Origin of the sequence: Variovorax sp. UMC13 (assembly GCF_014170375.1) — a bacterium.
Classification (GTDB): Bacteria; Pseudomonadota; Gammaproteobacteria; order Burkholderiales; family Burkholderiaceae_C; genus Variovorax.
In genome coordinates this window covers 18,696-40,684 of the sequence record NZ_LZZW01000007.1, presented here as the reverse complement: position 1 = coordinate 40,684, position 21,989 = coordinate 18,696, and the positions used below count along the sequence as shown (strand labels likewise).

Below are 21,989 nucleotides of genomic sequence, written 5' to 3'. Positions count from 1 at the left end.
TTTTTGCGCAGCGCGCGTTCAGCTCAGGAGCAGCAGGCCGCCGGGCAAGGACCGCGCACGGAGTTCGAAGGCTTCCTGCACCTGCCACAGCGCGAGGTCCAGCGCGGCGATGGCGAAACGGCCGCTGACCGGCTTGCCGCGCAGCGCATCGTTCATCAGCACCACGCGGCCGGCGCGGTAGCGGTTGATCTCGGCCAGCGCGTCCTCCAGCCGGGTCTGGTCGAACACCAGCATGCCCTCTCGCCAGGCCGAGACCGTGCGCGGGTCGATGGGGGCGATGCCGCTGATCGCACTGGCGCTGTAGACCGTCTGCTGGCGCGCCTCGAGCGCACGCAGCCCGGCCGGGTGCTGCACGCGCACCGCGCCCTCGAGGCAGCTCACGCAGACCTTGCCGTCCAGGTGGCGCACCTCGAACTGTCCCGCGCTCGCCTGGCTGCGGCCCACGCCCGCCACCACGGTGAACGCAGGGCCGCCGCGCTTCAGGTCGATGGCCGCTTCGCCGACGATCAGGTCCAGCCCGACCGGCTGGCCGTCCTCGGTCTGGCGGCGCACGCTGGTGCGGGTGTTGAGCGTGACCTCGACGCCGTCGGACAGCCGCAGCGGCCGCTGCTCGCCGGCCGCGGTGCGGTCGTCGGCCGCCCATTCGTCGGGCGCCGGCCACAGGCCCATGGGTGGGCGCAGCACCGCCATGCCGGTCACCGCCGCTGCCGCCATCGCCGTGCCGAGAAAAACACGGCGGCCGCGCGCCGGCATGGCAGGCGGCCGCACCGTGGCGGCCTCCGGCTTCATCCGCAGCAGCGCGCGCGCCGGCGGCTCGATCGCGTCCCAGCGCAGCTTGACCTGCTGGTAGGCGGCCCGGTGCGCGGGGCTGGTCTGGACCCAGCGCCGGAAGCGCTGCGCATCGATGTCGCGGGCGTCGCCCGAGCTGAGCAGGCGCAGCCAGTTCCACGCCTGGTCCTCGAGACCGGCGGGCGACGTGGGTGCGTTCTGTTCTCTCATATGGGATGACGAATGGCGGGCCGCGAAACCCGCATTATTTTTGCTGCGCGGCCAGGCTGGCGTCCAGGCGCTCATGGCAGCGCTTGAGTTCGTACTCCACCGTGCGCAGCGAAACGCCCAGGTGCGCAGCGGCCTCCTTCTGCGTCATCCCTTCGGCGTGCACCAGCAGCGCGACCGCGCGGCGGCGCTCGGGCATGCGCTCCAGCAGCTGGCGCACCGCCTCGAGTTCCGAGCGCGCCTCGGCGGTCTGCGCCGGACCGGGGGCCGGGTCCATCACCTCCTCCAGCAGCTGGTCGACGTCTTCGCCCGACAGCAGGCGGCTGTGCCGGCGCTGCACGTCGACCGCGATGTTGACCGCCATGCGCGACAGGTAGGCGCCCGGGTTCTGGATCGGCCCGAGGTCCTCGCCGCCCTTGAGCCGCAGCCAGGTGTCGTGCAGCGCGTCGCCGGCGTCCTCGGCGTTGCCCAGCTTGCGCGTGAGCCGCTGCTTGAGGGTCGCGTAGTGCTTGCCCAGGTAGTCGAGCAGCACGAGTTGGGTCTCGTTGGCCATGGCTATCCCACGCCTGGCGATGCACAGGCGGGGCCGACGCCCGGCCCCGCGGGCGCGATCCGGATCGTGAGTGGCTGCCGCGCGATCGCCACCGGCGGCGCGCGCTCGATGCGGACCGCCCGCAGCGTGTCCAGCAAGGCCGCGTCGCGGCGGGCGTCGCCGCTGCTGCCGACGAGCCGGGTGCGGCCGACGCGGCCGTCGGCCTCGAGCTCGAAGCGCAGCACGGCGCCGTAGTCGCCCGGCCGGCTGCGTCGATCGGCGCACAGCGCCTGCCAGACGCGCGCCTGCACCAGCCCCGCATAGCCTTCCGCGCCGAACAGCGCCGCCATGCCGGGCTGCGGTGGCGGCGCGGCGGCGGTGGCGAGCTTCTCCTTGAGCACGAAGGTCTGGCCCCATGGGGAGCTGCGCCGGTCCGCGGCCAGACCCGAACCCTCGAGCAGGATCTGCAGTCCCGTCGCGGCCGAATGGCGGCCCTGCACCGCCGCCGAAAAGCGGCGACCGATGACCTCGCTGGGCAGCAGCACCGGCTGGCCGGTGGTGTCGGCATAGGCGTTCAAGGCCGCGGCCAGCGGCTGGGCGGGGATGTCGAAATCGAACCACGGCGCCGCCGCCGATGCGAGCGTGCCGCGCGCCATGTCCACGGGGCCCGGCGCGGCGTGCAGCGCCTCATCCGTCCCCCACGCCGGCGCGGCCAGGCCGCAGAGCAGCATCTGCAGGATGACCCGGTGACGGCTCACGCCGGCTGCTTGGGAACGCACCGCGAACCGTCCGCGCGCCCTGCCCGGCCGCGCGCGGGCGCACGCCCGCGGGCTCGCCGCAAGAAGCGTGAAGGGAGGACGATTCGAATCGACAAGGCCTGTGCACCATTCCACTGAACATGGGATGGTGGCGCCCCAATGCGACAGCCTCGTTACATCGGCGCAGCGAGCGCATATCGGCAGACGCCGCATGGCCTTTGCTTGTCGCGCCCGCGCGGGCTTCCTACACTCGGGCGCGTGCACACCTCCCCTGCGTCCTGCCGTCATCTCGACAGCCTCCGCCCGTCCCTCGCGACGGGCCTGCCGCGTGGACGCCGCATGGCGGGAACGGCGGATCTCCGGCCCACGCCCGGACATCCCTGAGCCCGGCGGTCCGCCCCTTTCCCCTCCTTCGCGCAAACCATCGACCGCCGGGCATCCGCCCCGCGCGGTCGCGGCCGTCCCGTGGGTTTCGGGGCCGCCGCATGCGATGGACCGCCGCGCGTTCGTTCGAAGCAATGCGCGCGCCGTCCGTCACCGAAAGAGACAAGACGATGCAGAACATCCAATCGATCCTGGCCGTGACCGACCTGTCGATCGACGGCAACCTGGCGATGGAGCGCGCCGCGCGCCTGGCGTTGGCCCATGGCGCGACGCTCAAGCTGATGTACGCCGGTCCGGCCGGCAGCCCGCCGCGCCTGGGCGCCGCCAGTCACCTGGCCCAGCTGGCGCGCGAGATGAACAGCCGGCTGGGGCTGGCGATCCGCACGGTCGAACAGGCCGTCAACAGCGTCGCGGACATCGCCGACGAAGCCCGGTCCGTGGATCTGCTGGTGCTGGCCCATCGCCGCGACCGGACGCTGGGCGCGCACCTGCTCGGCCAGACCGTGGAACGGCTGCTGCGCCAGTGCCGCTGCCTGGTGCTGGTCACGCGCGTGCGGCCACGCCGCCACTACGAACGCATCGTGGTGGCGGTCGACCTGGGCCCCGCATCGCAGCCGCTGCTCGAACTCGCGGGCCGTTTCGATGCCCAGGCCGAGATCGCGCTGTTCCACGCGCTGGGCGAGGGTCACGAGGCCAAGCTGCGCTATGCCTCGGTGTCCGAAGCCGTGATCGACGCCCACCTGCGCGAGCGGCTGCACCGCGCCCGCGCGCGCATGGCCGGGCTCGGCCGGGGCTCGGACGCGCGGCGCAACCGCGTCATGTCGGCCATCGGCCGCGGCGACCCGGCGCGCCAGCTGGCGATCCAGCAGGATTACCTGCGCGCCGACCTGGTGGTGATCGGGCGGCAGCGGCGCTCACTGCTGGCGGAATGGCTGTGCCCCGGCACGGCGCAGCGGCTGCTGGGCTGCGTCGGCAGCGACGTGCTGGTGGTGCCGGAAGACGCCGTGGCCGCGACCCGACCGCGGGCGAAGCAGCGGCTGGAGGCCGAACGCGCTGTCGGCTTTGGCTGACGGGCATCGGCGCGTTGGCCTGAAGCGCGCGGGCGCCGGAAGCTGCGACCTTGGTGCTTTACCAGCCTGGAGACCCGCATGACGAACAGCCCCGCCACCCCGCAGAAGCCCGCCACCCTGCACGAGGAGCCCGAGATCACCCAGGAGGAAGCGGTGCCCAGCGATGGCAAGGACACCGAGGGCGAGGAACTGATGAAGAAGGTGCGCAACCCCAAGCTCGACCAGGCGCCGGGCGAGGAGCGCACCGAGGACTGACTTACTTGAGCTTGTCCTTGGCCAGTTCGAGCGCCGCCACCGCGCATTCCGCGTCGGTGCTGCCGGCCGGTGCGCCGCCGATGCCGATGGCACCGATCACGTCGTTGCCCGCGCGGATCGGCACGCCGCCGGCCAGCAGCAGGAAGCCGGGGATGTCGTTGAGGAACTGCGCGCCCGGGTTCTTCTGCGCGTTCTCGCCCAGGTTGGCCGTGGGTGCGCGGGTCGAGGCCGAGGTGAAGGCCTTGGCGCGGCTGGCTTCGACGGTATGCGGGCCGGCGTTGTCGGCGCGCAGCACGGCGCGCACCAGGCCCGCGCGGTCGACCACGGTGGCCGTCACGTTGACGCCCTTCTGCGTGCAGGCCGCCACGGCCGACTGCGCGATTTCCTGCGCGAGGGCCAGCGAGATGTTGCGCTCCTGCAGCACCTGGGCCTGGCCCAGCAGCGGGGCGGCGACGAGTGCGGCGGCGATCAGAAGACGGGAGGTGTTCATTTGGATTTCCTTGAGGCGAAGCCGGGACATCCGGCTCAGCAGGGAATCTAAATTTCGCGCCGCGCGCTGAACAGCCGTGGCGCTACCCGCGCGGCTGGGTAGTTCTACCCAGTCGCTTCAGCCTCAGGGCGACAGCACCGCGCGCACCATCTCCGCCACCGAGCCCGTGCCGAGCTTGAAGGCGATGCCGGCGCGGTGTTTTTCCACGGTGCGCGGCGAGAGTTCGAGCCGGCGCGCGATCTCCTTGGTCGACAGGCCGTCGGCGATCAGCCGCAGGATCTCGTCTTCACGCGCGCTCAGCTGCTCGAGCTTGGCACTGGCCTGCGTGCGCTGCGCCTGCAGCGCCGCGCTCTCCTCGAGCCGCGCCATGCCGGCCTGCACCGCCTCGAGCAGGGCCTGCTCGTCCACCGGCTTGGTGAGGAAATCCACCGCCCCGCCGCGGAACGCACGCCGGCACACCGACACGTCGCCGTGGCCGGTGATCACCACCACCGGCAGCGGCTGCGGATCGGCCTGCAGCCGCTCGAGCAGTTGCAGGCCCGAGAGCCCGGCCATGCGCACGTCGGTCACCACGCAGCCCTGCGCGCCAGCCGGCTCGCGCTGCAGGAAGGCGGCCGCGCCATCGAAGGCCTGCACCGCATAGCCCAGGGTGCGCAGCAGCAGCGCCAGGGCCTCGCGCACGTCGGCGTCGTCGTCGATCAGGAACACCGGGTGCGTCATCGCGCGGCCTTCCTCAACTGCACGGTGAAGACGCTGCCCTCGCCCGGCGTGCTCTGCGCCTCGATACGCCCGCCGATGTTCTCCACCAGCCGCTCGCACAGCGACAGGCCCAGGCCCATGCCGCCCTCCTTGGTGGTGAAGAAGGGCTGGAACACGCGCGCCAGCTGCTCGGGCGCGATGCCCGGTCCGTTGTCGATCACCGCGACCTGCGCGCCGGCGGCGTCGGCTCGCGTGCGCACCGTGATGCGCGCGCCGTCCTGCCCCTGCAGCGCCTCGGCCGCGTTGCGCACCAGGTTGTGCAGCACCTGCTCGACTGAGATGGCGTCGATGCGCACCACCGGGCCCGCGGGATCGAGCACCAGTTCGAGCGCGATGCCGCGCGCGCGCAGGTCGGCCTGCACCAGTTCGGCCACGCCCTCGACCAGCGCATTGAGCGCCACCGCTTCCACCGCCGGCTCGCGCTGGCTCACGTAGGAACGGATGCGCTCGAGGATGTCGCCCGAGCGCCGCGCCAGCCGCACGTTGGCCTGCAGGATCGGCACCATCGCCGCCGCGTCGGCGCCCTGCTCGATCAGGCGCAATCCGGCCTGGCTCTGGCTCAGCATCGCGGTCAGCGGCTGCGTGAGTTCGTGCGCGATGCCCGAGGCCATCTCGCCCAGGCCGTTGACGCGCATCGCATGGGCCAGCCGCAGTTCCTGCGCCTGGCGGGCCGCCTCGCGGCGCGCGCGCCGCACGCGCTGCACGCTGCCCGCGGCCCACAGCAGCGCCGCGCCGCCGATGGCCAGCGCGAGCAGCCCACCGGCCGGCAGCAGCTCGGCCCAGCCCAGGCGGCGGCTCAGCACCAGCTGCAGCGGCTGGCTGGTGCTGCCCAGGCCTTGTGCGAAACCCAGCGCACGCGGCCAACCCTCGTCCGCGTCGGCGGGCCGCCCGCCGAAGACCGTGCCCTGCGCATCGGTGAGCCACACGGCCATGTTCGCAGGCGCCAGGCCGTCGGGCGCGATCAGTTGCGCCGCGTCGATCTGCAGCACCAGCGCGCTCAAGGGCGCATCGCCGATGCGCTTGACCATCGCGTAGCCCGTCCCCACAGGCGCGTCGAGCATGGCGGCCTTGCCCGCGCCCAGGGTGGCCGCGCGCTGCGCCACGACCTCGAGCCGCACCGGCGCGGCGCCAACGTCGCGGGTCGAGGCCAGCACCTCGGGTGTGGGCGAAAGGCGCACCAGGTCGATGGCCACGATGCGCGGGTAGAAGGTCCGGATGGCCGAGGCCACGGCGCGGAAGGTGGCGCGCTGCGGATCGTCGAGCTGCGCGATCGCATGCAGGTTGGTCAGGTGCGCGTCGTGCTGGCCGACCCGCTGCGCGATCGTGCGGTGCAGGGTGCGGGCCTCGTCGTCGAAGCGCTGGCCCAGCTGGTGGAAGCGCCAGCCCGCGAGCAGCGCGGCGCCCAGCACCATGAGCAGCAGCCAGGCGGCCAGCCAGCGCCAGGACGGCCATGCCGCCACCGGCGCCGCCGGCACGGGGGCTGCGGTCAGCGCAACGGTCTTCGCGTCAAGGGTGTTGGAAAGGGCCATGGGCAGGCGATGGTACGCAAGCCCGCGGGCAGTGTCGATGCGCGGGCGCTCAGCCCAGGCTGCGCACCGCGTCGCGCAAGGCGTCCTGCGAGGCCGGCGGCAGCACCGCCAGCCGCAGCGCCTCGGGCAGGCCGAAGGAGGCCGCGTCGCGCACCTTGACGCCCCGCGCGCGCAGCGCCGCGGCCAGGGCCGGCACGCCGCCCCCGGCCGGGCGCACGCCGATGAAATTTCCCACGCTGGGCAGCACCGTCCAGCCCAGGTCCTCGCACAGCGCCTGCTGGCGCGCCTTCCAGGGCCGCAAGGTCGCGCGGCAGCCTGCCAGCCATTGCTGCGCATCGGGCCGGGTCCAGGCTTCGAGCAGGGCCACGCCATGCACGCCGGCCGGCCACGAGGGCGCCATCTGCAGCAGCGCCTCGTGCAGCGTGCGGTCGGCGCGCGGCGCGATCGCGTAGGCCGCGCGGATGCCGGTCAGGCCCATCGCCTTGTTGGGCGTCCAGAGCTGCCAGACGCGGTCGCGCTGCACCGCGTCGAGTGCCAATGCGCCTTCGAGGCGCAGGGGCTCGTAGGCCAGGTCGAGCACGCCGCAGGCCGCCGGCGGCAGCGCATCGATGCCCGCGCCGAAGGCCGGCTCGGCCTGCCCCAGCGGGCTCGAGGGGTCGCAGTACCAGTGCAGCGCCGCGGGCTCGACCGGCGCCCCGCGCGCCACCGCCGTCAGCCCCCAGGCGCGCGCCGCGCGGCGGTAGTCGCCGTAGCTGTGCGGCGGCAGCACCACATAGCGGCCACCGCGGGCGGCGAAGGCCGCGGTGATGCGGAAGATGAACTCGCTGGCACTGGCCGCGACCACGATGCGCGAGGCGTCGACGCCATGGAAGCGGGCCAGCGTCTCGCGCAGGGCCGTGTAGTGCGGGTCGGGATAGTGTTCGGCATCGGCCGCCTGCAGGGCCGCCAGCGCGGCCGGGCATGGGCCGCAGGCATTGCCGTTGCTCGAGAAATCGTGGGCCGGCACGCCCAGCGCATCGGGGCCGCCGTGCACGATGGGCGGGAAGGAGGAAGAGGACATCGGGTCGAGGATACGCAAGCGCGCCTCAGCAGCGCACGGCCACTGCGGCCACCGCCGCCAGCGCGGCCAACACGCGCACCGCGCGGCCGCCCAGACGCGCGGCCTGCGGCAGGTCCGCCGGTTCCGGTGCACGCCCCTCGGCGTTGAGCACATAGACGCCCGGCTTGCCCAGGCGCACGCCCAGCCGCAGCGCCATCGCCGCCATTGGCCAGCCGCTGTTGGGCGACGGCGTGCGCGCCGCCTCGCGGCGTAGCGCCGCAGTGGGCCAGGGCCCGTGCAGCAGCAGCGCCGTGAGGCGCGCGGGCACCCAAGACAGCAAGTCGTCGGCATGCGCGGCCCACTTGCCCGCCCATTCCCAGATGCGGCCGCCGCGCTCGCCGCGGTAGCCCCACATCGCATCGGCGGTGTTCGCGAAGCGGCACAGCGCGGCGCCGGGCAGGCCGCCCAGCACGAACCAGAAGATGGGCGCGACCACCGAGTCGTTGAGGTTCTCGGCCAGCGACTCGATCGCGCTCTCGCGCACCTCGGCCGCGCTCAGCGCGCTCACGTCGCGGCTCACCAGGCGCGCGAGTTGCGCCCGGCCCGCATCGAGCGATTCGGCCAGCGCGGCCTCGACCGCCAGCACCTCGTCGCGCAGCATGCGCCACGCCAGCAGCGGCTTGAGCAGCAGGCCCAGCAGCAGCGCGGCCACCACCGGCCACGACTGCGCCACCAGGCGCTGCAGCAGGTAGGCGACGAGCACCACGACCCCGGCGCCCACGCACCAGGCCAACGCGCCCGCGATGAAGGGTTTGGCCCGCGGCGCTTCGGCCGTGCCTGCGAGCGGCGCGATACGCCGGCCCGCCGCGCCCAGGTAGCGCCCCATCCACACCACCGGATGCCAGCGCGCGGGCGGCTCGCCGAAGGCATGGTCGACACACAGTGCCAGCAGCAGCGCGGCGGCCATCGCGACCGCGGCCGTCATGCGCGCGCCTCCGCGGCGGCGGTGCGGCGGCCGCGCCGCCATTGCGCGATCGCGCCCAAGGCCAGCAGCAGCGCGACGGCCAGCGCAGCCCACAGGCCCTGCACCACCGGCGGCACGGGCGGCGGCGTGGGCGCGACGGCATCGAGGCGCAGGCCCTGCACGCGCCGGGGTGCGTCGGGGTCGGCGGGCGCCTCGACGGTGGCGGGCGGTGCCGCTTCCACCGGCCGCACCGGGGCATTGACCGAAGGCACGGCCGCGGGCGCCAGCACCGCCTGCGCGAAGCGCTGCACGCCCGCATGGCGCTCGACCAGGCCGCTGGCCTTGGCGGCCTCGGCATAGGCCCGCGCGAGTTCGCGCCGGGTCGCGGCATCGGGCCGCCAGTAGTCGAGCCGGACCGCGTCGAGCATGCGTTCGAGCGTCTGCGCGAAGGCCGCGCGGTTCGCGCCCTCGAGCCAGGCGCGCGTGCCGAGCCGGTAGCGGTCGCGCACATAGACGTCGTGCAGCGACTGCCACTGGTCCTGCCGCACGGTCGCGGGCGCGGTCACCTGCCAGCCCCAGAGGAACTGCGCGGTCTTGAGCACCTGCAGCGTGCCGCTGTAGCCCTCGGCCTTCTGGGCCGCGATCCATTGCGGGTGCAGGTAGCGGGTCTGCATCTCGCGCGCGATGGCGCCGGCGGCGGTGTCGGTGCGCACCACGCCGCCCTCGCCCGCCGCGTTGCGCAGGTTCTGCACGTAGAGCGCCGGGTCCCGGCCCGTGAGCTGGCGCACCGCCTGCGCGATGCCGCCCAGGTACTGGAAGGGGTCGTCGTTGGTCAGCACGCCGTAGAGGTTGGAGGTGCGCGACATCAGCGCGGCATCGACCTGCCGCAGGTTGTCGGCATAGGCGCCCTGGCGCAGCGCGCCCTCGAGACCGGCGCCGTAGGCGTGGCCCATGCGGTCCATGTAGAGCTGCGCCATCTGCGCGTCGCCGCCCGCGCGGCGCTGGCCGGTCCAGAGCGCGGTCGCGAGCGCGGCCTCTTCCAGGCCGGCGCCGTAGCTGCCCTGCGCGTTGGAGAAGATGCGCGCGGTGGACCAGCGCTGCGACTCCTCGGCCGAGGCGCCCTGGGTGCGCAGGCGCTGCGCCATCGCCGCGCTGTGGCGCGCGACCGCGTTGTCGGCTTCGTTCAGGGCCGCGACCTGCCGCACCGCCTCGTCCATCCAGCGCATCACGGCCGGGAACTGGTCGCGGTAGGAGCCGGTCACGCTCAGCAGCACGTCGATGCGCGGCCGGCCCAGCGTGGCCCTGGGCACGATGTCGATGCCCACGATGCGCCCACCTTCGTCCCAGCGCGGCTGCACGCCCAGCGCATGGAAGACCTGGCTTTCCATCATCCCCTGGTGGCGCAGCGTCTCGCCGGCCCAGAGCGTGAAGGCGATCTTCTCGGGCGCGCGGCCGCCATGCGTTCTCGCATGCTCCGCGATCCACGCATCGAGCGCGGCCGTACCGACCGCCCAGGCGGCCCGCGTCGGCACGCGGCTGGGGTCGAAGCCGTGGAGGTTGCGCCCGGTCGGCAGGCTGTCGGGGTTGCGCACCGGATCGCCGCCGTAGCGCGAGGCCAGGTAGCGGCCGTCGAGCGCGGTCAGCAGGCCCGCGGTTTCCTGGTTGTCGGCGAGCAGTGCATCGAGGCGCTGCGCGCGCAGCGCGAGCGCCCGCAGGGCCTCGACCTCGGCCGGGCCCCGGCCTTGCGCGGCCGCGGCTTCGGGATCGCGCACCGCGACTTCGAGCCAGCGCGCCGATGCCGACGCCGCGAGCTGGTCGCCCTCGACGAACACGGCTTCTTCCGGGTCCCCGCCCAGCGCCGCGAGCAATGGTTTGCGCAGGATCTGCAGCAGCGTGAGCCGGCGGCGCTCGGGGGAAGGCGTCTCGCCGAAGGTGGCGAGGCCCAGGGGCTGCGCGGTCTGCGCGAGTTCCTCCAGGTAGGGATGCAACACCGCGACGAAGCCTGCGAAGTCGGCGCGCAGGCGCGCGGGCGTCCATTGCAGGTCACGCTCGTAGTGCTGGGCCGTGAACTCGGTCGCCAGTTGCGCTTCGAGCGCGCGCTTCACCGGGCCCGGCGCCAGCGTCTCCCAGTCGTGCAGGCGCTCGTGCAGGGCCTGCACGCCGGGGCGCAGGCCGGCCGGCGAGAACAGCGGCGTCGAATGGCTGACCATGGTCGCGCGGCCGCGGCGCTTGGCGGTGGTGGCTTCGCCGAGGTTGTCCATCACGTAGGGATAGACATTGGGCAGGTCGCCCAGCGCCAGCAGCGGATCGTCCTGCGCCGACAGGCCGCGCTCCTTGCCGGCCGACCATTCGACCGTGCCATGCGTGCCCACGTGCACCACCGCGCCGGCACCGAAGGCCGTGCGCAGCCAGAGGTAGGTCGCGAGGTAGCTGTGGCTCAGCGGCACGGCCGAGCGGTGGTAGACCTGCGCGGCCGGGTCGCGCACCGTCGTGCCGGGCTCGAAGCGCGGCGGCTGGCGCAGCACCACCACGTTGCCGAAGCGCACGCGCGGGATCACGAAGGCCGCCGCGCCGTCCACGGTGCGCAGCAGGGTCGACGTTTCGGGCGGACCCCAGTAGGCCTCGATGCGCTGCTGCGTCGCGGCCGGCAGCGCGCGGAACCAGGCGAGGTAGCGCGCCAGCGGCAGGCTGGCCGCCAGGTCGCGGTCCAGCAGCGGCTGCAGCGCGTCGGCGCGGTAGTAGGCCTGCATCGTGGCCTGCACCTGCGCGATCAGCGCCTCGCTGCCCGGTGGGCCGGTGCGGTAGCCGGCCGCCTGCATCGCGCCCAGCATGCGGTCGATGCTGCGCGGCACGTTGAGGAAGGAGGCACCGAAGTTCGCCTCGCCCGGCGGGTAGTTGTAGACCAGCATCGCGACGCGGCGCTCGGCCGGCGGCGTGCGCTGCAGCCGCAGCAGCGCGGCCGCCTTGTCGGCCACGGCGTCGATCTGCGCGGGCAGCGGCTGCAATGTGCCGGTGGCCGGATCGCGCGCCGAGACCAGCATCGCGTCGGTCATGCCCGCGAGCTCGCTGGGGCTGTAGTAGGAGGCGACGTCGCTGGGCGCGAGGCCGTCGGGGCTGGCCTCCCACTGCGCAGCGCTCATCGCCAGTGCGGGCAGGGTCTGCAGCACCGGCACGCCGATGCGTTCGAGCTCGGCCTTGCGCTCGTTGGGGTTGAACACCAGCGCGGCATTCACGATCAGGTCGGCGATGCGGCGCGTACCGCCGTCGGCGGCCGTGGCGTGGGTCATGCGGAAGTAGAGGTCGGCCTGCTGGCGCGGGCCGTAGAAGGCATAGGCGCGCAGGCCGCGCTGGCCGAGGCTGTCGATCAGCTGGTCGAGCCAGGCCGTGTCGTCGCCGGTCAGCGTGGCGCTGTTGACCGCGATGGCCACTGTGCCGCCGGCCGAAGCGGGCAGTGTGTCGAGCGCCGCGATGTCGCCTTCGACACGCGGCCAGCCCGGGTGGTAGAAGCCGGCCAGCGGCAGCTCGACCGGTGGCGGCAGGCCGGCCATGTCGCCGACCCGGCCCAGTGCCGTCATGGCCGATGCGATATTCGCCGCGCCGGAAAAACGCCAGTAGGCGCGCAGCCGCTGCGCCCAGGCCGGGTCCACGCCGCGCTCGGCCGCCAGCGGCGCGGCGCCCGCGGCCTGGCCCTTGGCGACCAGGGCGAACTCACCGATCAGCACATAGGGCGTGCCGCTGCGCGCGACCATCTCACCGAAGCGCGCCGCCGCGGCCTGCGCCACGCTCGCGTGCGGCGCGTCGATCACGAGCAGGCGCGCATCTTTCAAAGCGGCACTCAGGACCTCGGGCGTATCACGCGCGGCCGACACCACCTGCAGCGCGAGGCCGGCCTCGGCCGCGGCCGCCTGCAGCCGCGCGAGGCGCGCGGGCGAGACCAGCGGCGTGCTCAGCAGCACGACATGCGATGGCGAAGGCTGCGCCAGCACCGGCTGCAGCCCGCAAAGGAGCAAGCACACGGCCAGCCACCAGCGCATCACTTCGAACCCTGCACCGGCGTCGCGTCGGCCGGCACATAGACCATGGTGCCGTCCTTGAGCCGCCAGGCGGTGCCGGCCTTCTCGCCGTCGCCCTGCCCGGTCGCGCCGCTGGCCTTGAAGCGCGTGAGCTTCTGGCCTTCCTTGGTGAGGATCTCCATGTCAGGCTGGCCCTCGTGGCGAATGATCGTCAGCTTGTCCTGCGCGAAGGGGTTCATCGGGTTGTCGATCACCGCGATCATCAGCATGCCGATCACGACCAGGAACACGTCGATCAGGTTGATGGTCGACAGCACCGGGTCGTCGTCCTCGGCGTCGAGGCTGTCGAGAATGCTGAAGCGGCGGCGCGTCATTCGGAAACCTCCGCGCTTCGCGCTGCGGTGCGAGCTTGCTTGGGGCGGCCCGGCGCTGCGCATTCGGAAACCTCCGCGCTCCGCGCTGCGGTGCGAGCTGGCTTGGGGCGGCCCGGCGCTGCGCTCATACGAGTGCGTCGCGTGCGTCCAGCACCGTCACCAGTTCGCGCATCAGCCAGCGCCGGCGCACGGTGTAGACCACGAAGGTGATCGAGGCCGAGGCCAGTGCCACGATCACGGCCGCGAAGGCCGGCGCCAGGCTCTGGGCCACGCCCTGCGACTGGCCCGAGGCCACGGCCACCAGCGCGGGGCCCATCGGGATCATGGTCGCGATCAGGCCCAGCATGGGCGCGACGCGGCTGCACAGGCGCACGCCCTCGAGCGACTTGAGCACCGCCAGCTCCATCTGTTCCTGGCCCTGGTCGGCCACCGCGCGCAGCACCAGCACCCGTGCGGGGTCGCGCCGGCGCTGCAGCCCTTCGACCGCGAAGGCGCCCAGGCTCCACACCGCGTAGACGAAGGACAGCAGCACGCCCAGCGTGACCGGCCAGAGGAACAGGCGCGCGAGCTCGAACAGCACGCTATCGAAGGCCAGCATCACGGGGTTTCCTTTTTTTCGGAGGCATCGAACAGCGCCGAGGCCGTGCCCCAGCGGTCGTCGAACACCAGCGATGCCAGCGGCGCGCGCTGCGCCCAGCGTTCGCGCTGCAGCATCGGTTCGTCGTAGAAGCCGTGCACCGGCCCCAGGCACAGCAGCGCGATGGGCTCGGCGCCCGCGGGCAGCCCCAGCAGCGATGCGACCTGCGCCGGGTCGAAGAGCGAGACCCAGCCCATGCCCAGCCCCTCGACGCGCGCGGCCAGCCACAGGTTCTGGATCGCGCAGGCGGCCGAGGCCAGGTCCATCTGCGGCAGGGTGCGGCGGCCGAACACATGGTGCTCGCGGCCGTCGGCCAGCGTGACGGCGATGAGCTCGGCCGCATCGAGAAGGCCCTCGACCTTGAGGCGCATGAATGCGTCTTCGCGTTCGCCCAGCGCCTGCGCGGTGCGCACGCGCTCCTGCTCGACCAGCGCATGCAGCTGCCTGCGCAGGGCCGCGTCGCGCACCCGGATGAAGCGCCAGGGCTGCATGAAGCCCACGCTGGGCGCGTGATGGGCCGCCTCGAGCAGCCGGCGCAGCAGTTCGGGCGCGACCTCGCCGCCCGCGAAGTGCCGCATGTCGCGGCGCTCGCGGATCGCGCGATGGACGGCTTGCGCCTCGTCGGCGGTGAAGGCCGGGGTGCTCAATCTTCGATGCCGCGTTGGGCGGGAATGCCGGCCTTGAACGCATGCTTGACCATGGTCATCTCGGTCACGGTGTCGGCCAGCTCGATCAGCTCGGGCGGGCAGCGGCGGCCGGTGAGCGCGACGTGCACGTGCTTGGGCCGTTCGCGCAGCGTGGCCAGCACGTCGTCCAGCGGGAGCCAGCCGTAGATCAGCGGGTAGGTGATCTCGTCGAGCACCACGAGGAAGTACTCGCCCGACAGGATCGAGGCCTTGGCGCGCAGCCAGCCGTCGCGCGCGAGCTGGCCCGAATGCTCGAGGTCCTGGCTCTTCCAGCTGAAGCCGTCGCCCAGGCCCTCGATCGGGATGCCCAGGTGTTCGAACATCCGGTGCTCGCCGAAGCGCGCCGTCGGCACCTTCATGAACTGCCAGATCTTCACGGCCTTGCCGCGGCCATGCGCGCGCAGCGCCAGGCCGAAGGCGGCCGTGCTCTTGCCCTTGCCGTCGCCGGTGTTGACGATCACGATGCCGCGGCGTTCGCCCTCGGGCTTCTCGTAGGGCTTGGCGCTGGGTGGGGTTTCGATTTGCATGTTGATTCCTAGGCGGTCGAATTCGAAGGGCGGGAATGCGGGTTGCCGGACGCAGAGGACGCAAAGGTTTCGCAGAAGGCGCAAAAGGAAAACCAAGACAAGTCTTTGAATGTCTTCTTCCGCGTCCTCTGCGAAACCCCCGCGTCTTCTGCGTCCGGCTGTCCGATCCCGATCCCGTATGTCATGTCGGCAACGCAATCCATTGTTCCGCCACGCGATGCACGCGAACACGGTGCTCGAACACCTGCTCGAGCGCTGCATGGGTGGCCGGGTCGCTGCAGCCGCCGTGGTGCACCATGCGTCCGCGGTCCATCACGACCAGCGCATCGGCGGCCAGCGCCATCGAGAGTTCGTGCAGCACGCTGACCACGGTGCGGCCCTCGGCCACCAGCGCGCGCATGGTCTGCATCCAGTCGGACTGGTGCGGCGGGTCGAGGTTGGCCAGCGGCTCGTCCATCAGCAGCACCTCGGCCTCGACCGCCAGCGCGCGCGCCAGCAGCACGCGCTGGCGTTCGCCGCCCGAGAGCTGGCCCAGCGGCCGGTCGCGCCACTCCCAGGCCTGGGTGCTGCGCAGCGCGCGCTCGACCGCGGCGCGGTCGGCCTCGCTGGGCGGTGCGAGCCAGCGCTGGTGCGGCATGCGGCCCAGCATCGCGAGGTCGTAGACCAGCAGGTCGTCGGCGCTGCTCTCGCCCGCCCCGCCCTGCCCCAGCCACGACATGCGCCGCGCCCGCACGCGGCCCGGCAGGCCGTGCAGCGAGGCGTCGAACAGCCGCACCTCGCCGCCGTGCGGCAGCAGGCCCGCGAGCACGCGCAGCAGGGTCGACTTGCCCGCGCCGTTGGGCCCGACGATGCTGGTCCAGCGGCCGGCCGCGATGGCCAGGTCGATGGCGTGCAGCACCGGCGTGCCGCCCAGCGACGCGCCGACCTGGCGTGCTTCGAGGGCCGCGCTCACCGGATGCCTCCGCGTCCGCGCCGGTGCATGAGCCACAGCAGGTAGCTGCCGCCCAGAACGGCGGTGAGCACGCCCACCGGCAGCTCCTGCGGCGCGATCAGCCAGCGCGCCAGCAGGTCGGCCGCCATCAGCAGCAGGCCGCCCATCACGGCCGACAGCACGATCAGCCAGGCGTGGGTGGTCTTGACGATGGAGCGCACCAGGTGCGGCGCGGCCAGGCCGACGAAGGCAATCAGCCCGGTCTGGGCCACGGCCGTGCCGGTGGCCAGCGCCAGCACCGCGACCAGCGCCGCGCGCATCGCGCCCAGCGGCAGGCCCAGGCTGGCGGCCGTGGCCTCGCCCAGCGCCAGGCCATCGAGCACCGGCGCCAGCGCCCAGCCCGCGAGCAGGCAGATGGCGCCGAGCCCGGCCATCACCGCGCAGGCGCTCCAGCCGACCAGGCCGGTACCGCCCAGCATGAAGCCCTGCAGCGCCTGCAGGATGTCGGCCGAGCCGATGGTCACCAGGTCCTTCGCGGCCCCCAGCACCACGCCGACGATCACGCCGGCCAGCAGCAGCCGCAGCGTCTGCTGCACGCCGCGCGCGAGCATCAGCGTGAGCAGCACCGCCAGCACCGCCCCCACGAAGGCCGCGCCGGTGAGCCCCAGGCGCACCAGCCATTGCGTGGTCGAGGGCGAAGCGCCGAACAGGGCCAGCGCCAGCGCCACGCCCAGCGAGGCGCCCGAGGCGCTGCCCAGCAGGTAGGGGTCGGCCAGCGGATTGCGGAACAGCCCCTGCGCCACTGCGCCCGCCAGGCCCAGCAAGGCGCCGGCCAACCAGGCGCCCAGCGTGCGCGGCAGCCGGATCTCCTGCACGATCTGCAGCGCGATGGGGTCGTGGCGCGCGGCCAGCACGCTCTCGAAACCGGTGCTGCCGATGCCCACGCCCAGCAGCAGCAGGGCCGCGCACAGCAGCATCAGCACGGCCGCGAGCAGCCAGATGCGTTGCCGGTGTCGGATCATTTCGGCGCCTTGTCGGCCAGGCAGCGGGCCATGATGCGCGCGGCTTCGCCCATGCGCGGGCCGGGCCGCACCAGCACGTCGGACTCTTCCGGCGCGAAGCGGCAGATGCGGCCGTCGCGCACCGCGCGGATGCTGGCCCACCCCGGGCGCTGTTCCATGCCCGCGGCGCTGCGCACGCTGACCATGATCAGGTCGGGATTGGCGCGCACCACGAACTCGGGGTTGAGCTTGGGGAACGGGCCCAGCGCCGCGGGCACGATGTTCTTCACGCCCAGCCGCGTCAGCGTCTCGCCGATGAAGGAGCTCTCGCCCGCGCCGTAGGGGCCGCTGTTGACCTCGAAATAGACGCGCGTGGCCTTGGCCGCGGGCGACAGCGACTGCGCCGCCGCCGAGACGCTGGCGTCGATCGCGCGCCAGACGCGCTGCGGATCGTCGGCCTGCAGCACGCGGCCCAGTTGGTCGAGCACGCGCTTGACGTCGGCATGGGTCTTGGGCTCGAGCACCAGCACCTTGAGACCCAGGGTTTCGAGCCGCTGCGTGACGCGCGAGGACTTGGCCAGCAGCACCACGTCGGGCTTGAGCGCGACGATGGCCTCGACGTTGGGATCGATGCCGCCGCCGAGCTGCGGCAGCGCGCGCACTGAGGCCGGCGAGTTCGAGTAGCGGTCGACGCCGATCAGGCGCTCGCAGGCGCCCAGCGCGCAAACCGATTCGGTGAGCGAGGGCAGCAAGGTCACGATGCGCTGCGGCGCGCGCGGCAGGCTCACGTGCACGCCGCGCTCGTCGGTGATCTCGATGGGCTGGGCGTGCGCGAGGCCCGTCAGCAGGAGCAGCAACCCGGGCAGCCAGCGCTTCACGTCGGTTCCTTGAGGGTCAGCGGCAGGCCTGCTGCCATCAGCGTGACGCGATCGCATTCGGCCGCGACGTCCTGGTTGAGCCGGCCCAGCGCATCGACGAAGGCGCGCACCTCGCGGCCCATCGGGATCACGCCCAGGCCGATCTCGTTGCCCACCAGCACCACCGGGCCGCGCGCCGCGCGCAAGGCGGCCCGCAGCGCCGCGATGGCCTGCGCCGCATCGCGGGCCGCGCCCTCCATCGGCATCGTGAGGTTCGTCAGCCACAGCGTGAGGCAGTCGACCAGCACCATCGTGCCCGGCGCGCTGTGGGCCGCGAGGGCCTCCGCCAGCTGCACCGGCTCCTCGACGGTGCGCAGGCCCGGCACGCGCTCGGCGCGGTCGGCCTGGTGGCGCGCGATGCGGTCGCGCATCTCGTCGTCCCAGGCTGTGGCGGTGGCGATCAGCACCGCATCGTGCGCGGGTGAGGCGGCCAGCCAGGCGGCCGCGCGTTCCTCGGCGCGGCGCGACTTGCCGCTCTTCTGGCCGCCGAGCAGGAATTCGCGTTCAGCTGTCGTCATGCGGGAATCCGATCGGCGCGGCATCGAACAGCCGCGCGGTGGCTTCGGGACTGGAGGCGAACCAGGCGTGGAAATAGCTCGCGCGCAGCGTGCCGCGCACATAGACCGCTTCGCCGCCGGCGTCGGTGTTCGGGCGCGTGGTGCGCGCCGCCACAGGCTGCGGCGAGTCGCAGACCGAGTAGTGGAAGGTGTGGCCGCGCAGGCTGTGCCCGGCCAGGGCCAGCTGCTGCGGCCCGAGCGCCGCGAGCCGCTTCTGCACCGTCACGCGGCCCGGCAGCAGGCCCCACATCGCGTGGGATTCGCCGTCGGCCGTGACCAGCGTGTCGTACAGGGCCATCATGCCGCCGCACTCGGCCCAGACCGGCTTGCCGGCCGCGGCATGCGCGACCAGTGCATCGCGCAAGGGCGTGCAGGCGGCCAATTTTTCGGCGTGCAGTTCGGGGTAGCCGCCGGGCAGCCAGACGGCATCGCATTCCGGCAAGGCATCGCCGGCCAGCGGCGAAAAGAATGCGAGGCGCGCCCCGAGCGAACGCAGCACCTCGAGGTTGGCCGGATAGATGAAGGCGAAGGCGGCGTCGTGCGCGATCGCGATCGTGCGCCCCGCGAGCAGCGGCGCAATGGCCTCGACCTCTGAAGCGTCAAAGCGCACCTGCGGCAGCTGCGCCACCGACAGCCGGCCCAGCGGCGTGGCCGCGAGCGCATCGGCGGCGGCATCGAGCCGGGCCAGCGCATCCTGCGTCTCGTCGGCCGCGACCAGGCCCAGGTGCCGTTCGGGCAGCGTGAAATCCTCGCCCTTGGGCAGCGCGCCCAGCCAGTGCGCGGGATTGCGCAGCGCGCCTTCGAGCATGCCCGCATGCCGTTCGCTCGCCACGCGGTTGGCCAGCACGCCGAACCACGGCAGGCCGGGCTTGAAATGCTGCAGGCCGTAGGCCAGCGCCCCGAAGGTGCCGGCCATGGCGCGCGCGTCGATCACGGCCAGCACGGGCAAACCGAAATGCACAGCGAGGTCGGCCGCGCTCGGCGTGCCGTCGAACAGGCCCATCACGCCCTCGACGATCAGCAGATCGGCCTCGCGCGCCGCCGCATGCAGGCGCGCGCGGCAGTCGGCTTCGCCGTTCATCCAGAGATCGAGCGAATGCACGGGCGCGCCGCTGGCCAGCGCGAGCCAGCGCGGGTCGAGGAAATCGGGCCCGCACTTGAACACGCGCACGCGCCGCCCGGCGCGTGCGTGCAGGCGGGCCAGCGCGGCCGTGACCGTGGTCTTGCCCTGCCCGGAGGCAGGCGCGGCCACGAGCACGGCGGCGCAGGTGGCGCTGTGGCTTACTGGGGCGACCACTTGAGCCCGAGGTAGGCGCTGCGGCCCGCGGTGGCGTAGATGCGGGCGAAGGAATAGTCCTTGTCGCCCGCGTTGTCCAGCCGGCCGATCAGCGTCAGCGAAGGCGTGAGCTTCGTGCTCGCGACCAGGTTGAGCACGGTGTAGCCGCCCAGGCGGCGCAGGTTGGCGGCATCGTCATAGCGCATGCCCGAAGTTTGCACCTCCGCGCCCAAGGTCCAGCCGGCGACCTTCCAGTCGGCGCCCAGCATGCCGTGGCGGCGCGCGCGGCGGGCCAGCAGCTTGTCGGTGCCGAGGTCGCGCGGATCCTGGAAGTCGGCCGAGGCGCGCAGCGTCACGTCGCCGATGCGGTGGCCGGCGGTCAGCGTCAGGCCCTCGTACTCGGCGCGCGCGGTGTTGGCATAGCAGCCGAAGCTCGAGAGGCAGCCGCGGGCGCTGCCGTCGTAGGTGATCAGGTTGCGCACCTTGTTGCGGTAGACCACCACGCCGGCGTTGCTGGCACCCGAGGTCCAGTTCAGGCCCAGCTCGACGTTGCGGCTTTCCTCGGGCTGCAGGCTGGCCACGCCGTATTCGCTGAAGCGCTGGTAGAGCGTGGGCACGCGGAAGGCGGTGCCAACCGAGGCGGTGGCGCGCCATTGCGGCGTGATCGCATAGCCATAGGCCGCGCTGCCGGTGGTCTTGGCGCCGAACTCGCTGTCGTCGTCGCGGCGCGCCTGCAGCTGCACCGTGTGCGGGCCCTGCACGAAGCCGTAGCCCAGCGACACCGCGTCCTGCGAACGATCGCGCGCCAGCAGCTTGGCCGAGGCGGTGGCGGCGTTTTCCAGATCGTCCTCGCGGCGCTCGAGCGCGGCCGTGAAACGGTGCGCGCCGAAGTGCAGCTCGTTCTGGAACAGGTAGCCGCGCAGCGCGGTCTCGGTGCGGTAGAAGCTCGGGTCGGTCTGGTAGGTGGTCTTGCTGTCGGTGACCTGCAGCCGCGTCGTGTAGTTGTCGGTCCACTTGGCGATCCAGGACACGCCCGCGGTGCGCAGCGTGTTGGTCGAGATGTCGTCAGGGAACACGGCCGGCGGGCGTGCGCCCGATTTCGAGGCGTCGTACTGCGCCTCGATGTCGTTGTAGAGGAAGGTGCCTTCGAGCCGGTGCGCCGGATTGATCTGGAAGCCCAGGCGCGCATTGGCCGCAGTGCTGCGGTAGCCGTCGCGGTCGGGGCTGGTCCAGCCGTCGGCCGCGTACTGCGCGGTCTTGACCGGGTTGCGCTTCTCGAGCGGCTGGATGTTGAAGCCGTCGCTCTCCTCGTGCGAGACGCCCAACGAGTAGTCGAAGGCGCCGTTCACGCCCGCCGTCCCGCTCAGGCCGGCCTCGGCCTTGCGCAGCTTGTTGCTGCCGATCGCCACGCCGACGAAGGGCGTGGCCGGGCCTTCGCCGCGCTTGGTGAACAGCTGGATCACGCCGCCGATGGCATCGGAGCCATAGACCGCCGCGGCCGGGCCGCGCAGGACTTCGATGCGGTCGATCTGCCCCAGCGGGATGCCTTCCCAGCCGGCGCCGCCGGTGGACTGCGAGTCGATGCGCACGCCGTCGATGTAGACCGCGGTGAAGCGCGATTCGGCGCCGCGGATGAACACGCTGGTGGTGTTGCCGATGCCGCCGTTGCGGCTGATCTCGATGCCGGGCAGGCGCGCCAGCACGTCGGCCACGCCGGTGGCGCCGCTGCGCTCGATGGTCTCGCGGTCGACGATGGACACGTCCGAGGTCAGGTCCGACAGCGGCTGTGCCACGCGCGTGGCCGTGACCACGGTTTCGGGCAGCGACTGCTGCTGGGCCAGCGCCAGGCCGGGCAGCGCCACGGCGATGGCCGCGCTCAGGGCAGCCAGCGGCAGGGCGGCGGTGCGCACACGCACGGACACCGGCGCGCGGGCGCCGTCGGGAGAAAAACGATTCTTCATGGGGACGAACTTGAGAACAAAACCCTGTCCGGCTTCCCCGCCGGACGTGTGGGCGTCACGAAGGCGGCCGCGCATCACGCGCACCCACCCTCTCCTCGTTGGCCGGTATCCGGGCTGGCAGAACGACTGTCGTCGCCTTCCCAGGCGCCTGTTTCAGGGCGCCCAGTGGCTGAGTGACGAAAGCGGCGCGCGTGAATGCGCCGTCTGCTGGACCGTTGCGGGGGCAGCGCAGGCTGACCGCGGCCCGAAGAGCTCTGGTTCCTGCTTCCCGTTGAACTGCGCCGCGTGAACCGCGGTGCGAGCACCAACGCGGGCGATTCTAAGGCGCCCCTA

21 protein-coding genes and 1 riboswitch are annotated in these 21,989 nt (G+C 72.8%); of the genes, 2 read left to right on the top strand and 19 right to left on the bottom strand.

Annotated elements, in window-relative coordinates; translation table 11 throughout:
* Positions 1-18: 18 nt before the first annotated feature.
* From A9977_RS03795 to A9977_RS34585, 3 genes are read right to left on the bottom strand one after another with little or no spacing between them, the layout of a single operon-like run.
* Positions 19-999 carry a FecR domain-containing protein gene (locus A9977_RS03795; RefSeq protein WP_183023554.1) on the bottom strand — a complete coding sequence of 327 codons (981 nt, stop codon included), beginning with the start codon at positions 997-999 and terminating at the stop codon, positions 19-21.
* Positions 1,000-1,033: 34 nt separating this feature from the next.
* Positions 1,034-1,549: an RNA polymerase sigma factor gene (locus A9977_RS03790; RefSeq protein WP_183023553.1), complete on the bottom strand. Its 516-nt coding sequence runs from the start codon at positions 1,547-1,549 to the stop codon at positions 1,034-1,036.
* 2 nt (positions 1,550-1,551) lie between these two features.
* The gene (locus A9977_RS34585; protein ID WP_220811507.1) at positions 1,552-2,286 is read right to left on the bottom strand and encodes a TonB family protein; all 735 of its coding nucleotides are present in this window, start codon (positions 2,284-2,286) and stop codon (positions 1,552-1,554) included.
* A gap of 554 nt (positions 2,287-2,840) precedes the next feature.
* Between A9977_RS34585 and A9977_RS03780 the strand changes: the two genes are divergently transcribed.
* Entirely contained in the window at positions 2,841-3,740 is a 900-nt protein-coding gene (locus A9977_RS03780; protein WP_183023551.1) for a universal stress protein, read from the top strand.
* 78 nt (positions 3,741-3,818) lie between these two features.
* On the top strand, positions 3,819-3,995 hold the full coding sequence (locus tag A9977_RS03775; RefSeq protein ID WP_183023550.1) for a hypothetical protein: 177 nt from the start codon (positions 3,819-3,821) through the stop codon (positions 3,993-3,995).
* A gap of 1 nt (position 3,996) precedes the next feature.
* Here the strand turns inward: A9977_RS03775 and A9977_RS03770 are convergent, their stop codons facing one another.
* The 16 genes from A9977_RS03770 to A9977_RS03695 all read right to left on the bottom strand — a co-directional run bounded on the left by A9977_RS03770 (position 3,997) and on the right by A9977_RS03695 (position 21,656).
* The gene (locus A9977_RS03770) at positions 3,997-4,485 is read right to left on the bottom strand and encodes a heme-binding protein (protein ID WP_183023549.1); all 489 of its coding nucleotides are present in this window, start codon (positions 4,483-4,485) and stop codon (positions 3,997-3,999) included.
* 123 nt (positions 4,486-4,608) lie between these two features.
* Positions 4,609-5,205, bottom strand: coding sequence for a response regulator transcription factor (locus A9977_RS03765; RefSeq protein WP_183023548.1), 597 nt, complete (start codon positions 5,203-5,205; stop codon positions 4,609-4,611).
* Positions 5,202-6,773 (bottom strand): ATP-binding protein, encoded by a 1,572-nt coding sequence (locus A9977_RS03760; RefSeq protein WP_183023547.1) that lies wholly within the window; start codon positions 6,771-6,773, stop codon positions 5,202-5,204. Before A9977_RS03760 ends, A9977_RS03765 begins: the two co-directional genes overlap by 4 nt.
* Before the next feature lie 49 nt (positions 6,774-6,822).
* Positions 6,823-7,833 carry an aminotransferase class I/II-fold pyridoxal phosphate-dependent enzyme gene (locus tag A9977_RS03755; protein ID WP_183023546.1) on the bottom strand — a complete coding sequence of 337 codons (1,011 nt, stop codon included), beginning with the start codon at positions 7,831-7,833 and terminating at the stop codon, positions 6,823-6,825.
* 25 nt (positions 7,834-7,858) lie between these two features.
* Positions 7,859-8,797, bottom strand: coding sequence for an adenosylcobinamide-phosphate synthase CbiB (gene cbiB, locus A9977_RS03750; protein WP_183023545.1), 939 nt, complete (start codon positions 8,795-8,797; stop codon positions 7,859-7,861).
* Positions 8,794-12,792, bottom strand: a complete 3,999-nt coding sequence (cobN, locus tag A9977_RS03745; RefSeq protein WP_310936085.1) for a cobaltochelatase subunit CobN — start codon at positions 12,790-12,792, stop codon at positions 8,794-8,796. The genes cbiB and cobN overlap by 4 nt, the downstream gene beginning before the upstream one ends.
* Before the next feature lie 17 nt (positions 12,793-12,809).
* Complete coding sequence (locus A9977_RS03740) at positions 12,810-13,163, bottom strand: DUF2149 domain-containing protein (protein ID WP_183023543.1); 354 nt, start codon at positions 13,161-13,163, stop codon at positions 12,810-12,812.
* 124 nt (positions 13,164-13,287) lie between these two features.
* Entirely contained in the window at positions 13,288-13,761 is a 474-nt protein-coding gene (locus A9977_RS03735; protein ID WP_183023542.1) for a MotA/TolQ/ExbB proton channel family protein, read from the bottom strand.
* On the bottom strand, positions 13,761-14,447 hold the full coding sequence (gene bluB / locus A9977_RS03730) for a 5,6-dimethylbenzimidazole synthase (protein WP_183023541.1): 687 nt from the start codon (positions 14,445-14,447) through the stop codon (positions 13,761-13,763). Before bluB ends, A9977_RS03735 begins: the two co-directional genes overlap by 1 nt.
* Complete coding sequence (cobO, locus tag A9977_RS03725; RefSeq protein WP_183023540.1) at positions 14,444-15,013, bottom strand: cob(I)yrinic acid a,c-diamide adenosyltransferase; 570 nt, start codon at positions 15,011-15,013, stop codon at positions 14,444-14,446. The genes bluB and cobO overlap by 4 nt, the downstream gene beginning before the upstream one ends.
* 181 nt (positions 15,014-15,194) lie before the next feature.
* Positions 15,195-15,965: an ABC transporter ATP-binding protein gene (locus A9977_RS03720; RefSeq protein WP_183023539.1), complete on the bottom strand. Its 771-nt coding sequence runs from the start codon at positions 15,963-15,965 to the stop codon at positions 15,195-15,197.
* Positions 15,962-16,966 carry an iron ABC transporter permease gene (locus A9977_RS03715; protein ID WP_183023538.1) on the bottom strand — a complete coding sequence of 335 codons (1,005 nt, stop codon included), beginning with the start codon at positions 16,964-16,966 and terminating at the stop codon, positions 15,962-15,964. Before A9977_RS03715 ends, A9977_RS03720 begins: the two co-directional genes overlap by 4 nt.
* Entirely contained in the window at positions 16,963-17,823 is an 861-nt protein-coding gene (locus A9977_RS03710) for a helical backbone metal receptor (RefSeq protein ID WP_310936084.1), read from the bottom strand. Before A9977_RS03710 ends, A9977_RS03715 begins: the two co-directional genes overlap by 4 nt.
* Positions 17,820-18,380, bottom strand: a complete 561-nt coding sequence (locus tag A9977_RS03705) for a bifunctional adenosylcobinamide kinase/adenosylcobinamide-phosphate guanylyltransferase (RefSeq protein ID WP_183023536.1) — start codon at positions 18,378-18,380, stop codon at positions 17,820-17,822. Before A9977_RS03705 ends, A9977_RS03710 begins: the two co-directional genes overlap by 4 nt.
* A complete protein-coding gene (locus A9977_RS03700) occupies positions 18,367-19,716 on the bottom strand; it encodes a cobyrinate a,c-diamide synthase (protein WP_310936083.1) in 1,350 nt (449 codons plus the stop codon). Before A9977_RS03700 ends, A9977_RS03705 begins: the two co-directional genes overlap by 14 nt.
* Positions 19,701-21,656 carry a TonB-dependent receptor domain-containing protein gene (locus A9977_RS03695; RefSeq protein WP_183023535.1) on the bottom strand — a complete coding sequence of 652 codons (1,956 nt, stop codon included), beginning with the start codon at positions 21,654-21,656 and terminating at the stop codon, positions 19,701-19,703. The genes A9977_RS03700 and A9977_RS03695 overlap by 16 nt, the downstream gene beginning before the upstream one ends.
* An 82-nt stretch (positions 21,657-21,738) precedes the next feature.
* Positions 21,739-21,980, bottom strand: a riboswitch (cobalamin riboswitch).
* Positions 21,981-21,989 lie beyond the last annotated feature (9 nt).